This is a genomic window from Runella limosa DSM 17973, from assembly GCF_000482465.1.
Classification (GTDB): domain Bacteria; phylum Bacteroidota; class Bacteroidia; order Cytophagales; family Spirosomataceae; genus Runella; species Runella limosa.
Map to the genome: position 1 here is coordinate 65833 of NZ_KI519420.1, position 13695 is coordinate 79527.

Sequence of the window (13695 nt, forward strand, 5' to 3'; positions counted from 1 at the left end):
AGAAGTTGAGGTGGATCTGTAACCTTCTTCGGTAACAGAAGTTTCCACATACAAATTTTCCAAAACCATTCTCTATTATTTTGTATGAAAAAGAAAATCATTTTCATTATCCGTCAGGTTTTATTGCTTTTGATTACTGTTCGCTTCGGCTTTGCTCAGAATGAAACTCTTATGAGTAAAAAAGTAGCCCGCATAGATTCTTTTATAACATCACTGGCCACGCATCATTTATTCAATGGCAGTGTTTTGGTAGCCGAAGAGGGAAAAGTTATTTATAAAAAATCAGTAGGATATGCTGATTTTGGGCGTGGCATTCCCAATACCGATACTACTCATTTTAACTTGGCTTCTTTAGCCAAACCTTTTACGGCCATTGCTGTGCTACAATTAGTACAAAAAGGAAAGCTAAGACTAGAAGATACTTTTGTTACCTATTTTCCCACTTTTTTATACTCAGGTATTACAATTCGCCACTTATTAACTCAAACCTCGGGCATTCCTGTGGTAGAACAGTACGAAGATGAATATATTAAAGCACATCCAAATGAGATTATTAGTAATCAGAAAGCATACGAACATCTACTCACCTTGAAAAAACCGTTGAACTTTACTGAGGGAAGTCGCTGGCAATATAATAATGCTAATTATTTCTTGTTGGCTATGTTGGTGGAGAAGATAAGTCAAACCTCTTTTGCTGCCTATATGAAAAAGAATGTTTTCACGCCCGCTGGGATGAACAAAACGTATGTTCGAGAAGCTGGCATGGTGAATACATTGCGTTATTCTTTGCCCAATTTTTATAGCCCGACGTACCACAACGTTGATTCGCTGAATCCTGTGAAACACTATACATACTATCATTTAGGCAGCTTGATAGGCCCTAACAATATAGTAAGTACTTTAGAAGATTTATGGAGTTTTGATAAAGCTTTTGCCGTGGGTAAGCTTATCCCTTTGGCATTGATGGATGCTGCCTTTACGCCCGTTACCTTGAATGATGGAAAGCCGTTTCGCATGGGCAGCAGCACGCGTTCCTATGGCTTCGGTTGGAATGTATATACAAGCAAGACACAACCCGTGGATACATCTATTTTTCACGATGGGCGTATTGTTGGTCTCACTACTTTTCTGCATCGAAACCTCACTAAAAAACAGACTATTATCTTTTATGACAACACTGACAATAATCCGATACAAGTCATGGTTTCTATTTCCAACATGTTGAACGGAAGTCCACCTTTACCCGTTCGGCTCACTCAATCATTGGCAAAGCGCTATGGGGAGGTGTTGGTCACAAAAGGCATTGACGCCGCCGCCGCTATGTTTAATCAATTAAAGAATGATAGTGCAAATTATCACGTGGATGAGCTGGAAATGAATCGCTTAGGTTATGATTTGCTCAAAGCTCCCTTCCCCAATCATCATGAATTGTCATTGGAAGTATTTAAAATTAATACGTTGCTTTATCCAAAAAGCGGTAATACTTACGACAGTTACGCGCAGGCGTTGGCCCAAAGCGGCAAGAAAGAAGCGGCCATTGCCATGTATCAAAAGTCCATCGTATTATCACCCAAGAATGAGGATGGAAAACGGGCATTGAAGAGATTATTGGAACAAAAGGAATGACTTCGCAGAAGTCTAACCTTTTTAGAAAAAAAATAAAATTTTCCTGTAACCTTCTTTCACTTCAGGAGTTTCCACGTACAAATCACCTACAAACAGCCATCATCGCTTGAATACACTATCGGATAACGCACTCATGCTTAAAGTAAAAGCGGGAGATTTGGACAAGATGGGACTGCTCTTTGAGCGCTACCATCGGCCGTTATTCGCTTTTTTATACCACATGACGGGGCAAGCCCACGCTTGCGAAGATTTGGTACAAAATGTATTTTACCGAATGCTCAAGTACCGACATACGTTTAACGGCGACGGAGAGTTCAGAACGTGGATGTATCATTTGGCGCGGAATATTTTGAATGATTCGTTTCGTCAACAAGAACGCTGGGGCGGACGCGCCTACGATATTGCCGACTTGTCGGATCGCCTTGGAGGAGGAATCGCCGCCGATGAACAACTGGAAAAAGAACAAGAATTGGATGCCTTGCAACAAGCCATGGCGCGGCTTAGTCCCGATCACCGCGAAGTGTTGGTTTTGAGCCGATACCAAGAATTAAAATACGAAGAAATTGCGCGTATTCTGAACATTACCGAAGGCGCAGTGAAAGTACGGGTACACCGAGCGCTGGGAGAATTGAAAAAGAATTTTTTGACATCAGAAAAAGGAAGCAAAGCTCATGAACTGTGAACAAGCAAAAGAACGGCTAACGGGCTGGCTGACCAACGAACTAACGGAGTCCGAACAAACAGCCATACATATTCATTTGAAAGAGTGCGCCGAGTGCAAAGCCGCGTTTGAAGCCGACCGCCAACTGTGGCAGCTCATGGGAAAAGTCCCCGCACCCAAAGCCAACACCGAGCAAATGCGCGAAGGGTTTTATGCCATGCTTGAAACCTATAAACAAACCGAAGCCCCATCGAGTCGGAGTCAGTGGAAGGAGGTTTTTGAGAAAATACAACAACTCTGGACGCCTCGTTTGGCCTTGCGGGTGGCTTATAGTGTGTGTTTGATGAGTGTGGGCGTGCTGGGCGGGTATTTTCTGATGCGTCCCAAAGAAGTAGCGTATCAAGAAAAAATGGACACCCTCACCAAAGAAGTGCAAGAAATGCGTCAGATGATGATGCTTTCGCTGATTGACAATCCATCGGCCAGCGAGCGCCTGAAAGCGGTGAGTTATACCAAAGAAATTACGGATGTGGACGACAAAGTAGTACAAGCGCTCTTCACAACGCTCAACAACGACCCGAACGTAAACGTGCGCCTCGTAACGCTGGAGGCATTGGCCGAACTGGCCCATGACCCCGACGTTCGGCAAGGGTTGGTGCTGTCGTTGACAAAACAAGAATCACCTTTGGTACAAGTGGCGCTGGCCGACGTGATGGTAAAACTCCAAGAAAAACGCTCTATTAAAGCCTTCAAACAAATGCTTCGCCGCGATGACTTAAACGATTTGGTGAAAAGCAAACTTCAACAAACCATCAAAGACTTATCATAATTTAACCATCCAATCTGTATAGCCATGAAACAAATCATTCTCCCCTTGTTAGTGGGAGTGGTGCTCTCTTGTGCCCATTCTTCCGCTCAAAATCAAGAATTTAAAGAACACACAACCAAAGAGTTTACTTTGCCACAAAATGCGGCCAGTAGCACCTTGACCATTTACAACATCAGCGGTTCCATCAAAGTTGAAGGGTATTCTGGTGATAAGGTAATCATCGACGTGGACAAAACCATTTCGGGCAAAACCAGCGAAATTTTGGAGCAAGGAAAAGCAGAATTTAAGTTTGTATTGGAACAAAAAGCGGATACTGTGATGGCCTACATCATCGAACCGTTTGATTCGCGCCCTAACCGTAGCTGGAACGACCGCAACAACAATCGGCACATCGAATACCGCTACAATTTGGATTTTAAGGTGAAAGTGCCTTATTCGATGAACCTGCACGTATCGACCGTCAACGGTGGGGACGTACTGGTGAGCGACGTGACAGGGATGCTGGAGGTTGGAAACGTAAATGGTGCCATTACGTTGAAAAATGTCAAAGGCGCGACTAAGTTACGAACCGTCAACGGCAACGTGGACGCCAACTACACGGCTATTCCGCCAGGCCAGTCTTCGTACAAAACCCTCAACGGCGATATCCGTATCAGTTACCCCGCTGCATTGTCGGCCGACTGCGAGTTTAAAAGCTTCCGAGGTGAATTTTACACCGACTTTGACAATGTAGAAACCTTACCCGTGAAAGTGGTAAAAAATCAGGAACAACGAGGCGATAAAACCACGGTCTATAAGCTTAATACCGAAACATCGGTTCGGATTGGAAACGGCGGAAAGCTGTTCCGCTTTGAAACATTTAACGGAAATATTTATATCAAGAAACAATCATAATTGTATGAAAACCAGTATCAAAACCATTTTTGCGGTGGTTGCACTTGCAGCCATGAACCTCGCAACACCGACCTTCGCCCAAGGAGAAATCAAGGAACAATTGGTCGTTCCACTTTCAGACCCTTCTAAGCCAGGTAGTTTGCAGCTAAAAATTATCAGCGGTTCCATCAAAATTACGGGACATTCGGGCAAAGACGTCATCATCGACGCCACAGTTGAAGCCTACAACGGCAAGAAAACCGAAGGCAAAAACGATGAACTGGCTACGGGCATGAAAAAATTGACAAGCCGTGGGGGGATTGAACTCACCGCCGAAGAACGCAATAACCACGTAAAGGTGACCTCCAATTTGATGAAGCGCCCAGTGGAGCTATCCATCAAGGTTCCTCAGCAGTTTTCGCTGCAAGTAGGCACCATCAATCAAGGGGATATTGTGGTTGAAAATGTAACGGGGACGTTGGAGGTGAACAACGTGAACGGCGCCATTACCCTCACCAACGTGTCGGGTTCGGCGGTAGCTACGACGGTCAATGGCGAAGTGAAAGCCAATTTCAAAAGCGTGACCTCCGATACTCCGATGGCTTTTACCTCGCTCAACGGTCGCATCGACGTGACGTTCCCACCTTCGGCGAAGTTTAACGTAAAACTCAAATCTGACCGTGGCGAGATTTACAGCGATTTTGACGTGGATGCCGACAAAAGCGAGCCAAAATCCAACAAAGTCACCAAAGACGGCATGTACAAAGTAAGCATCGACGACTGGATTCAAGGCAAGGTCAACGGTGGCGGTAGCGAAGTGATGATGAAAAACATGCACGGTAATATTTATATCCGCAAAGCGAAGTAGTTTTTTGAACCATATAAGACATATAAGAGCATATAAGTTGCTGAGAGCCTAGCTAGCTTATAATCTCTTATGTGTCTTATATGGTCGCAGAAATACGATTAACAAAAAAAACTCCTGTCCGTAAGTGAACGAAAAATCGTCCATTTACGGACATTTTTGCGTTCATACATTTACATAACTTTTTGATTTTTAGCAAAATAGAATCGTGGCATAAGTATTGCCCCGTGCTGTAGATTAAGACATGAAACAGTATTTCCCCTATGGCACATATCGCTATACCGATTCCGTCGAACCTTGAACGACAAGACATTGATGTACAGGTCAGCATCAATGGGCAACGGCAGGCTTTGCACTATCGGGTCGAGTCGTTTTATTGGGATGAATACGGGGTGCCTCCCGCCAACCGTGCCGATTGCTTGAACCACATTATTTCAACGTATGACCAAAATTGGTCGCTGTATTACATCGGATTACCTACCGACAAGTCGATACAAGTGACTTTTGTCAGGAAAAAAGAACTGATTCTACTTTCACCTTTTTTGTATTCACTTCTAAATCCTTAACGACATGGCACACATTGCAATTCCGATTCCGACCCAGCTAGGGAAGCAAGACATTGAAATTGAGGTAACTATCAATGGTCAAAAGCAAGCCCTGCATTACCGTGTAGAATTGTTTTATTGGGATGAATGCGGCCTGCCCAGCGTTGACCGTGCCGACTGCCTGCGGCATATTCTTTCATCGTATGACCACGATTGGTCATTGTATTACATAGGAGCTCCTACGGACGAATTTGTGCCTATTACCTTTGTCAAAAAAGAAGATTTAGAAAGGCAACACGCGTTGTTTCTCCAAAAATAGTGACGTAAAAAAACACATATCTCAGTAAGCCATGCTTAAAAATTACCTAAAAATTGCCCTTAGAAACTTGTGGAAGAACAAAACCTATTTGTTCATCAACCTCATTGGAATGTCAGTAGCGTTTGGCGTTAGTAGTTTGTTGTTTTTGACTACCTACGACATGCTCACCTACGATATGTTTCATGAAAAAAAGGGAGATATTTATCGGGTTTATGACAAAATCAACAATGCCGAAGAAACCAAATACGGCAATACCATGCCGCTACCGATGCGGACTGCCCTCAAATCCGATTACCCACAGGTAAAAGCTGCCACACGCATCGTGACAAGTCCAGGTCAAGTGTTAAAAGATGACAAACTTATTAACAAAGGCATGGCGTTCACGGATGAAGATTATCTCAAAATGTTTGGGTATCAATTGCTCCAAGGAGATCCCAATAAGGCATTGAGCGAGTTGAGCAACGTGGTGTTGCGGGAGGATGTGGCCAAAAGTATTTTTGGGGAACAACCCGCCTTGGGAAAAACCGTTACCTTGATTTATGACAATCTACCTCATGCGTTTGTGGTAAGTGGTATCCTTGAAAAAGGCCCAGAGAATACCAGTATTTCCAACGAAATGTTGGTGCGGATGGAGAACCTAGGCGAGTATAACAACAACAAAGATCGCTGGGATGCAAGCCAAAATGCGTTGTACATCCAATTGGCAGAAGGAACCAATCCAGATACATTTGAGAAAGGGTTAAAGGCTTTTACGGCCAAATATTACAAAGGCAGCATCGAGCAGCTTAAAAAAGAAGGTGCAAAAATAGACGAACGCGGCGAGGTAATGAGTAACCGAATTATGAAGTTGTCGGATACGCATTTTGACACCAAAGTAGGAGGACGAGGCCGCGCCATCAACAAGTTCTTCCCGTATGTGTTGTTGATTGTGGGCATCGTGATTTTACTAATTGCGGCCATCAATTTTGTCAATTTGTCCATCGCAAAATCGTTCGGGCGGGCCAAAGAAGTAGGAATGCGCAAAGCCCTTGGAGCGCTTAAAACCCAAATTGTAGGTCAATTTTGGGGTGAAGCATTTATCATTTGTGTGTTTGCCTTTGGGCTTGGTATCGCGATTGCGTATTTGCTGAATACCCAATATAACGCGATTTTTAAAACCAGCATCACGCTCAAAACCATGACCGAGCCCATCTTGCTGGTAGCCATGTTGGGTTGTTTTGCCTTTATTACGCTCATTGCGGGCGGCTATCCTGCGTGGGCCGTTACCCGCTTTAATACGATTGAAGTACTGAAAGGTAAAATCAAACTCAGTAGCCGTTCGGGGGGAATTCGTAATTCGCTCATCGTGTTTCAGTTTGCTATGGCCGTGTTGCTCATTGCGTGTACGATGATTGTGTGGACTCAAATTAAATTTTTGCGCGACAAACCACTGGGTTTCAGTACGTCCGAAGTATATAGCATTCCGATTGGGAATGAGGTGTCTGGCAAGCGCTTGTTGCAGCATTTTCGGAACCGTTTGGCGGGGCAGCCGCGCATTTATAGCATGACGGGCTGTGATGTCAATTTGGGACGCGGGTTAGACGGGTCTTTTTCTAAATCAATGTTAGGGTTTGAACAAAATGGCCGTACCATTCAGACCAACATGCGTACTGCCGACTACGACTACGTGAAAACGTTGGGCTTAAAATTGATAGATGGCCGCGATTTCTCGGAAGCATATCCTACCGATACCGTCAACTCGGTGGTTATCAACGAAACGATGGCCAAACAATTGGGCGTCAAAAATCCACTAGGCGTTATCCTCAATACGGAGAGTAAGGAAAAAGTCATAGGAGTGGTCAAAGACTTTCATTTTGAATCACTTCACCGCGAAATAGAACCCGTTACATTCTTCATGAATGGCTTTGGGTTGAATTATTTGTTCATAAAAATTGCCCCTGACCATACCGAAGAAACCATCGCTTTGTTGAAGAAAACCTACCACGAAATCGCCCCAAAATCGGAATTTCAAGGGTCGTTTTTGGATGAAAATGCTGAAAACCAATACAAAAGCGAATCCCGCATGGCACAAATGTTTTTTAGTGCGGCTACGTTGGCGATTTTGCTTTCGTGCATGGGGTTATTTGCCATTGCCATTATGGTGATTTCGCAACGTACCAAAGAAGTGGGTATCCGCAAAGTGTTGGGAGCGTCGGTGGGTAGTATTACGCTGTTATTGTCGATTGACTTCCTCAAAATGGTGACCATTGCCATCGTCATTGCGTCGCCGTTGGCGTGGTGGGCTATGGATGCTTGGCTTGCTGATTTTGCCTACCGAACTCCAATTTACTGGTGGATTTTTGTCGTAACTGGTCTCATTGCGGTGGGTATCGCCTTTGCGACGGTGAGTATTCAAGCCATTGGAGCGGCCCTTTCTAACCCCGTCAAAAGTTTAAAAACGGAATAATCTTATGATAACCAACTATTTAAAGCTGGCTTTTAGAAACGCGGTTCGACAGCCGTTTTATACGCTGGTCAATGTCGTTGGATTGACCATTGGGATGGTAGCGTGTTGGCTTTTGGCGACCTACTATTTTCACGAAAAACAATACGACACTTTTTTGCCACCTGCCAACCGCATTGCAGCGGCGGCGTTGGACTTGAAAATGGGCGATACCGAAGGCGTAACCACCAACACGCCACCGCCATTGGGAATGCGTTTGGCCGAATACCCAGAAGTCGAAATGACGGCACGGACGTTTGCGCTAGGCGATGTCCTAATTCGTCAAAGCGAAGGGGCGGAAAGCATCGTTTTTAGTGAATCCAATGCGTTGGCCGTTGATTCTACCTTTTTGTCGTTGTTTGAATTTTCGATGGTACAAGGCGATAAAAATGCACTCAATGCGCCGTTAAGCCTTGTTTTGACCGAAAAAATGGCACAAAAGTACTTCGGAACAACGCAGGCCATGGGGAAATCGCTTTCGCTTAACGATCGCTTGTTTAAGGTAACGGGAGTCGTCAAAGATCTGCCCACAAACGCTTCGCTTAACTTTGGTTTTTTGGCTCCCATCAAAGATTTTCGGGTGGTTGAAAACTTTATGTGGAGCTGGATATGGCTACAGGTGGATACGTGGGTGAAATTTCGTCAACCGTTGACCGAAACCAACATTACCGCCCTTGAAACCAAGCTACCTGCCATGGTGCGCAAACACGCGCCTTCGGCTTTTCAGCGGGTAGGGCAGAATTTTGAAGAACAACTCAAACGCGGCGACCGATACGATATTCGGTTGTTGCCGTTGACAAAACTTCACTTGGGTTATCCGCAGTTATCAAGTCGCCTCACTACGATAGGTGACGGAAACCAAGTTCGGATGCTTGCCCTTGGTGGGCTTATCATTTTGTTGTTGGCCTGTGTCAACTTTATCAATCTATCGACGGCGCGGTCTATGAAACGTGTCAAAGAAGTCGGGGTTCGTAAAGCCTTGGGTTCTTCAAAAGGCAGCTTGGTAGGACAATTTTTGGTTGAGTCTTCGCTGCTGAGTGGTGTGGCATTTTTATTGGCAGCGGTAGCCACATGGAGTGTATTGCCCTTGTTTAACCAATTGACCCAAATTGCCTTTACGCCCGATGCGCTCTTTTCTATGGAGGTGATGCGCATTATCGTGGCGTTGCCAATCATAACAGGTTTGGTCGCAGGTTTGTACCCTGCGTTGTACCTGTCGCGTTTCAAAACCACCGATAGCATGAAGAAATCGACGGGTAGTGCCAACGGCGGTTTTAGCTTGGTGCGGAGCGGCTTGGTGGTGCTTCAGTTTTCGGTGGCGATTGTGCTCATGTTGGGCGTGACGGCCATGTACCGTCAGCTTTATTTTGGCCAACATTCCAAACTCGGAATGGAAAAAGAAAATGTGTTGATTATCAAAAACGGGCGACATTTTGCCAATCTGTCGGAGCGGGAGGTGTTTCGTCAACAACTCAAACAGCTCCCCGAAGTCACCGAAGCTACTCATTCTACCTTTTTGCCTTCGTTGGGGAGTTTTGGTGATTTTTACGAACCCGAACAGGGCGAACAAGCCAATGCCGTGGTTCAAAACTTACCCATAAGTTCGTTTATGACCGACGAGCATTTTGTGCCTACCTTAAAACTAGAAATCATTGCAGGACGCAACTTTCGCCCCAATAGCCCTGCCGACTCGGCGTCGGTGATTCTGAACGAAACGGCGGTGAAAGCCATTGGTTGGAAAAACCCCATTGGAAAATGGATGCGGTACCCAGGCAATGCAAACCAGCGTTTTCAGGTGATAGGCGTCATGCGAGATTTTCATTTGGGGTCGGTGCGGACGGTGATAGACCCGACGGCGCTTTTTCACGAGTCATCAAAAACGTACCGAACGTGGGGTTCTTACCTCGCCGTTCGCCTACAGCTAGGAACCGAAAAGGCTACGATTCAGAAAGCCACTGACATGTGGAAACGGGCGATTCCTAACGTGCCTTTTGAGTACGATTTCTTGGATGCGTCGTTTGCCAATTTATACCGTTCCGAACAACACACGGCTTCTATTATCATGGTTTTTACGGGGTTGGCTTTGTTTATTGGTTGTTTGGGATTGTTTGCCTTGGCTTTGTTTATGTCGGAGCAGCGCACCAAAGAAATCGGTATTCGGAAAGCGTTGGGCGCTTCGGTTTTTTCGGTAACGGCTCTTTTATCCAAAGATTTTTTGAAACTTGTGGCGATAGCGCTCCTGATTGCTTCGCCCATTGGGTATTATTTGATAGACAGATGGTTAGCCGATTTTGCGTATCGGATTGACATTGGTTGGGGCATGTTTGTGGCAACGGGGGCAGCGGCCTTATTGATTGCGCTTTTGACCGTAGGGTACCAGTCGTTTAAAACGGCTTTAACAAATCCCGTAAAAGCATTGAAATCTGAATAGCTCCTTACCCCAATAGGGAGTTATTCGTCGATGTGTTTTATCTCCAAATCGGTTTTGAGTAACGAACACGTCGCGGTTGTGAGCAACCGCTCTCACGGTGCAAGCGGTTGCTCACAACCGCGATACGACGGCTAGTGCGCGATTTAAAAATCATTGTGACAAGAATAGCTAAACAACCTTAATATGTTACAGAACTACCTCAAAATAGCTTTTCGGAATCTCTGGAAAAACAAACTTTTTTCGTTCATCAACATCATGGGGCTGGGGCTTGCCATTCCGTTTGCCCTTTTGGCCTTGATACACCTTCAAAGCACGTTTGAGTTTGATAATTTTCACCCTCATTCCGACCGCATTTACCGAATCTTAACCAACGAAGTCACCCGAGACGGAACCGTTACGAAGTATGCGTCATCGCCTTATTTGTTGTCGGATGAATTAAAAAACAACTACACCCACATCGAAAAAGCGACCAAAGTGGTACGAGATTTTGGTTGGGAACTCAACACGCCTTTTAAATCGCTGCAGGTCAACACGTTGTACGTTGAGCCTACTTTCTTTGAGGTATTTGGTTTTACGTTGGCCAAAGGAAGTGTGCCCGTTGCGCCCAATACTTTGATATTGAGCGAAGAGGGTGCTAAAAAGTTTTTTGACAAGGCCAATCCCATCGGGCAAACATTGGTGCACGCTACCTACGGCGCCATGACCGTGACGGGCGTATTAAAACCCTTCAAAAAGCAAACCCAGTTCCGAAGTGATGTGATGGTATCGATGGCGACATTTGACAAAAAACGCCCTGACGCCAAACAAACCGCTTCGTGGGGCACCTACGAAACCCATACGTTTGTGCGGCTCCAGCCCAATGCAGCGCCCAACGCTTTGGAGGTGGCACTGGGGGCGGTGGCCAAAAAGACCAACATTAATCTTGTGGCAGCCAAAAAGAGCAATGTATTTCGTAAACAAGCATTGGCCGATATATCGCCAAGCGTAGAGGAATTGCGCTATAACCCGTACGTAGATTCCATGCAGGATATTTACTTCAATTTTGGGATTCCGTTGATGATTTTGCTGTTGGCAGGGTTCAATTACACCAACCTGACGTTGGCGCGGTCATTGAGCCGTTCCAAAGAAGTGGGGGTTCGTAAAGTAATGGGTGCTATTCGGTTGCAGTTGGTGTTTCAGTTTATTTGCGAAGCCGTCATCATCGCATTTTTTGCCTTTGGGGTTGGGTTGGTGTTGCTGTATTTGATGAAACAATACGTATATGTGCAATGGCTGACTTGGGAGGTCGAAAACAGCACCTTGATTGGTGGCGTTTTTGTGGCCTTTACGTTGCTAGTGGGCATTTTGGCAGGGGCATTGCCTGCCCTGATTTTATCAAAATTTCAGCCAGCGCTGGTGCTAAAAGGCGTTTTAGGCCCCGTTTCTTTTGGGAAAGTCAATTTTCGTAAAACCCTGATTGTAATTCAGTTTGTGGCAACGCTGGGCTTTATGTTTATGATTGGCCACATGTACAACCAGTTCAGCTACATGGCGACTGAAAACGATAACTTCAACCGAAAAGGAATTTTTAACCTATCGCTGGCCGATCAGAATTACCGATTGTTGAAGGACGAAATCAGCAAACACAAAGACGTGGAGAAAGTAGGTCTTGTGTCGATGCCTTTTGGAAGTGTACCGTCGCAGCAAGTCATCAAGGTGCACGAAAAAGATGCAAATGTGCCGACGTATTATTACTCGGTGGACAAAAATTTTATTGAAAATATGAAGCTAACGCTGGTAGCGGGACAAAATTTGCCCGTTGCCCTAAACGATTCGGCGGGGCATTTTGTGCTGCTCAACGAAACGGGGGTGCGGCGTTTGCGGCTCGGTACGCCACGAGAAGCCATTGGACAACAGGTGTTTATCAATGGAACAACTCCCTTGCAAGTGGTGGGGGTAGTCAAAGATTTTTGCCATTTTCATTACCAATACCAGAAAGAGACGTTGGTATTTCATTACAATCCTGCGCAGTTTTCGATGGTGTCGGTAAAAATAAACCCACAAGCCAACCAAGAAGCGTTTTTGGCCGACATGAAAGCCCTTTGGAAAAAATACAGCCCTTATAAAGAATTGGGGTATTCGTGGTACGAAAAAGAACTGTACGACCGCTATTATCCCGCCGAAGACATGAAAATGATGGGCTTGGCGTCGGTCATTATCTTTGTGATTGCGTTGCTAGGCTTGTTGGGTATGGTGACTTACAGCACCGAAAAACGCTACAAAGAAATTGGCGTTCGTAAAGTGATGGGCGCGAGTGTGTGGGAAATCGTTCGGATTTTGTCGTGGAGCTTTTTGAAACTGTTATTTATCGCGGCGGTGGTTGCCTTGCCGATTGGGTTGGTCGAAAATATGTTTATGAATAAGATGTTCACCTTCTATGCAGGACTAAATATTGGTTTGATGGGCTTATTCTTTGGCATTGTACTGGTGGTGGCCATTGGGGCAATCGCTTACTACGCTACCAGAGCGGCGTTGGTCAATCCCGTCGAATCTCTCCGAACCGAATAGTGATGATTTGTTCCAACCTTTTTGTGCCGAAAAGCGTCATAACTCCAAATAAACAGTCATACCGATGAAAAAATCAATATTTGTGGCGCTGGTGCTTGCAGGATTGGTAGGGTGCCAAAAAGAAGAAATAGCAAGTGAGTGTGTCGAAAAGCCAAATAACGGCATGATTTGTACGATGCAGTACGACCCCGTCTGTGGATGCAACGGCAAGACCTACGGCAACGCCTGTGCGGCGGCGAGCGTCGGTATTACCAATTATACCAAAGGTGAATGCGGTAAAAAAGATTAACTATCTCATTGTCCACTCCCGTACGAAAAGTGTCCACATTCGGACACTTTTTTGTTTTTATGGACTTGTAATTGATTGTTATTTAATTGGTTATGTGGCTGGCATAGCTTTGGAAGAACAAATAACAACATTCATACAGCCTTTCATTCATTTTAAGTACAGTAAAGAAAATAGGACAGAAAAGTGTCGCAACAACGGCACTTTTCTGCATTTTCTATCAACCACCCT

Annotated in this window: 11 protein-coding genes; all 11 read left to right on the forward strand. The window is 45.2% G+C overall.

Annotated elements, in window-relative coordinates:
* Positions 1-84: 84 nt before the first annotated feature.
* On the forward strand, positions 85-1626 hold the full coding sequence (locus tag K339_RS0110230) for a serine hydrolase domain-containing protein (RefSeq protein ID WP_028523488.1): 1542 nt from the start codon (positions 85-87) through the stop codon (positions 1624-1626).
* Positions 1627-1759: 133 nt separating this feature from the next.
* Positions 1760-2308: an RNA polymerase sigma factor gene (locus K339_RS0110235; RefSeq protein WP_037300114.1), complete on the forward strand. Its 549-nt coding sequence runs from the start codon at positions 1760-1762 to the stop codon at positions 2306-2308.
* Positions 2298-3116, forward strand: a complete 819-nt coding sequence (locus tag K339_RS0110240; RefSeq protein ID WP_028523490.1) for a HEAT repeat domain-containing protein — start codon at positions 2298-2300, stop codon at positions 3114-3116. The genes K339_RS0110235 and K339_RS0110240 overlap by 11 nt, the downstream gene beginning before the upstream one ends.
* A gap of 24 nt (positions 3117-3140) precedes the next feature.
* The gene (locus K339_RS0110245; protein ID WP_028523491.1) at positions 3141-4010 is read left to right on the forward strand and encodes a DUF4097 family beta strand repeat-containing protein; all 870 of its coding nucleotides are present in this window, start codon (positions 3141-3143) and stop codon (positions 4008-4010) included.
* A 4-nt stretch (positions 4011-4014) separates the two neighbouring features.
* On the forward strand, positions 4015-4857 hold the full coding sequence (locus K339_RS0110250; protein ID WP_028523492.1) for a DUF4097 family beta strand repeat-containing protein: 843 nt from the start codon (positions 4015-4017) through the stop codon (positions 4855-4857).
* 260 nt (positions 4858-5117) lie between these two features.
* Entirely contained in the window at positions 5118-5420 is a 303-nt protein-coding gene (locus K339_RS0110255; protein ID WP_028523493.1) for a hypothetical protein, read from the forward strand.
* 4 nt (positions 5421-5424) lie between these two features.
* A complete protein-coding gene (locus K339_RS0110260) occupies positions 5425-5718 on the forward strand; it encodes a hypothetical protein (protein ID WP_028523494.1) in 294 nt (97 codons plus the stop codon).
* Between the two features lie 31 nt (positions 5719-5749).
* Positions 5750-8164, forward strand: coding sequence for an ABC transporter permease (locus tag K339_RS0110265; RefSeq protein WP_028523495.1), 2415 nt, complete (start codon positions 5750-5752; stop codon positions 8162-8164).
* Positions 8165-8168: 4 nt separating this feature from the next.
* Positions 8169-10631 (forward strand): ABC transporter permease, encoded by a 2463-nt coding sequence (locus K339_RS0110270; RefSeq protein WP_028523496.1) that lies wholly within the window; start codon positions 8169-8171, stop codon positions 10629-10631.
* A gap of 183 nt (positions 10632-10814) precedes the next feature.
* The gene (locus tag K339_RS0110275; RefSeq protein WP_028523497.1) at positions 10815-13178 is read left to right on the forward strand and encodes an ABC transporter permease; all 2364 of its coding nucleotides are present in this window, start codon (positions 10815-10817) and stop codon (positions 13176-13178) included.
* A 64-nt stretch (positions 13179-13242) separates the two neighbouring features.
* Positions 13243-13467 (forward strand): Kazal-type serine protease inhibitor family protein, encoded by a 225-nt coding sequence (locus K339_RS0110280; RefSeq protein WP_028523498.1) that lies wholly within the window; start codon positions 13243-13245, stop codon positions 13465-13467.
* Positions 13468-13695: the final 228 nt, after the last annotated feature.

What these genes read in the sequence shown, in the direction of transcription:
- K339_RS0110230 (WP_028523488.1), top strand. Translation starts at nt 85, where the DNA reads ATGAAAAAGAAAATCATTTTCATTATCCGTCAGGTTTTATTGCTTTTG.
- K339_RS0110235 (WP_037300114.1), top strand. Translation starts at nt 1,760, where the DNA reads ATGCTTAAAGTAAAAGCGGGAGATTTGGACAAGATGGGACTGCTCTTT.
- K339_RS0110240 (WP_028523490.1), top strand. Translation starts at nt 2,298, where the DNA reads ATGAACTGTGAACAAGCAAAAGAACGGCTAACGGGCTGGCTGACCAAC.
- K339_RS0110245 (WP_028523491.1), top strand. Translation starts at nt 3,141, where the DNA reads ATGAAACAAATCATTCTCCCCTTGTTAGTGGGAGTGGTGCTCTCTTGT.
- K339_RS0110250 (WP_028523492.1), top strand. Translation starts at nt 4,015, where the DNA reads ATGAAAACCAGTATCAAAACCATTTTTGCGGTGGTTGCACTTGCAGCC.
- K339_RS0110255 (WP_028523493.1), top strand. Translation starts at nt 5,118, where the DNA reads ATGGCACATATCGCTATACCGATTCCGTCGAACCTTGAACGACAAGAC.
- K339_RS0110260 (WP_028523494.1), top strand. Translation starts at nt 5,425, where the DNA reads ATGGCACACATTGCAATTCCGATTCCGACCCAGCTAGGGAAGCAAGAC.
- K339_RS0110265 (WP_028523495.1), top strand. Translation starts at nt 5,750, where the DNA reads ATGCTTAAAAATTACCTAAAAATTGCCCTTAGAAACTTGTGGAAGAAC.
- K339_RS0110270 (WP_028523496.1), top strand. Translation starts at nt 8,169, where the DNA reads ATGATAACCAACTATTTAAAGCTGGCTTTTAGAAACGCGGTTCGACAG.
- K339_RS0110275 (WP_028523497.1), top strand. Translation starts at nt 10,815, where the DNA reads ATGTTACAGAACTACCTCAAAATAGCTTTTCGGAATCTCTGGAAAAAC.
- K339_RS0110280 (WP_028523498.1), top strand. Translation starts at nt 13,243, where the DNA reads ATGAAAAAATCAATATTTGTGGCGCTGGTGCTTGCAGGATTGGTAGGG.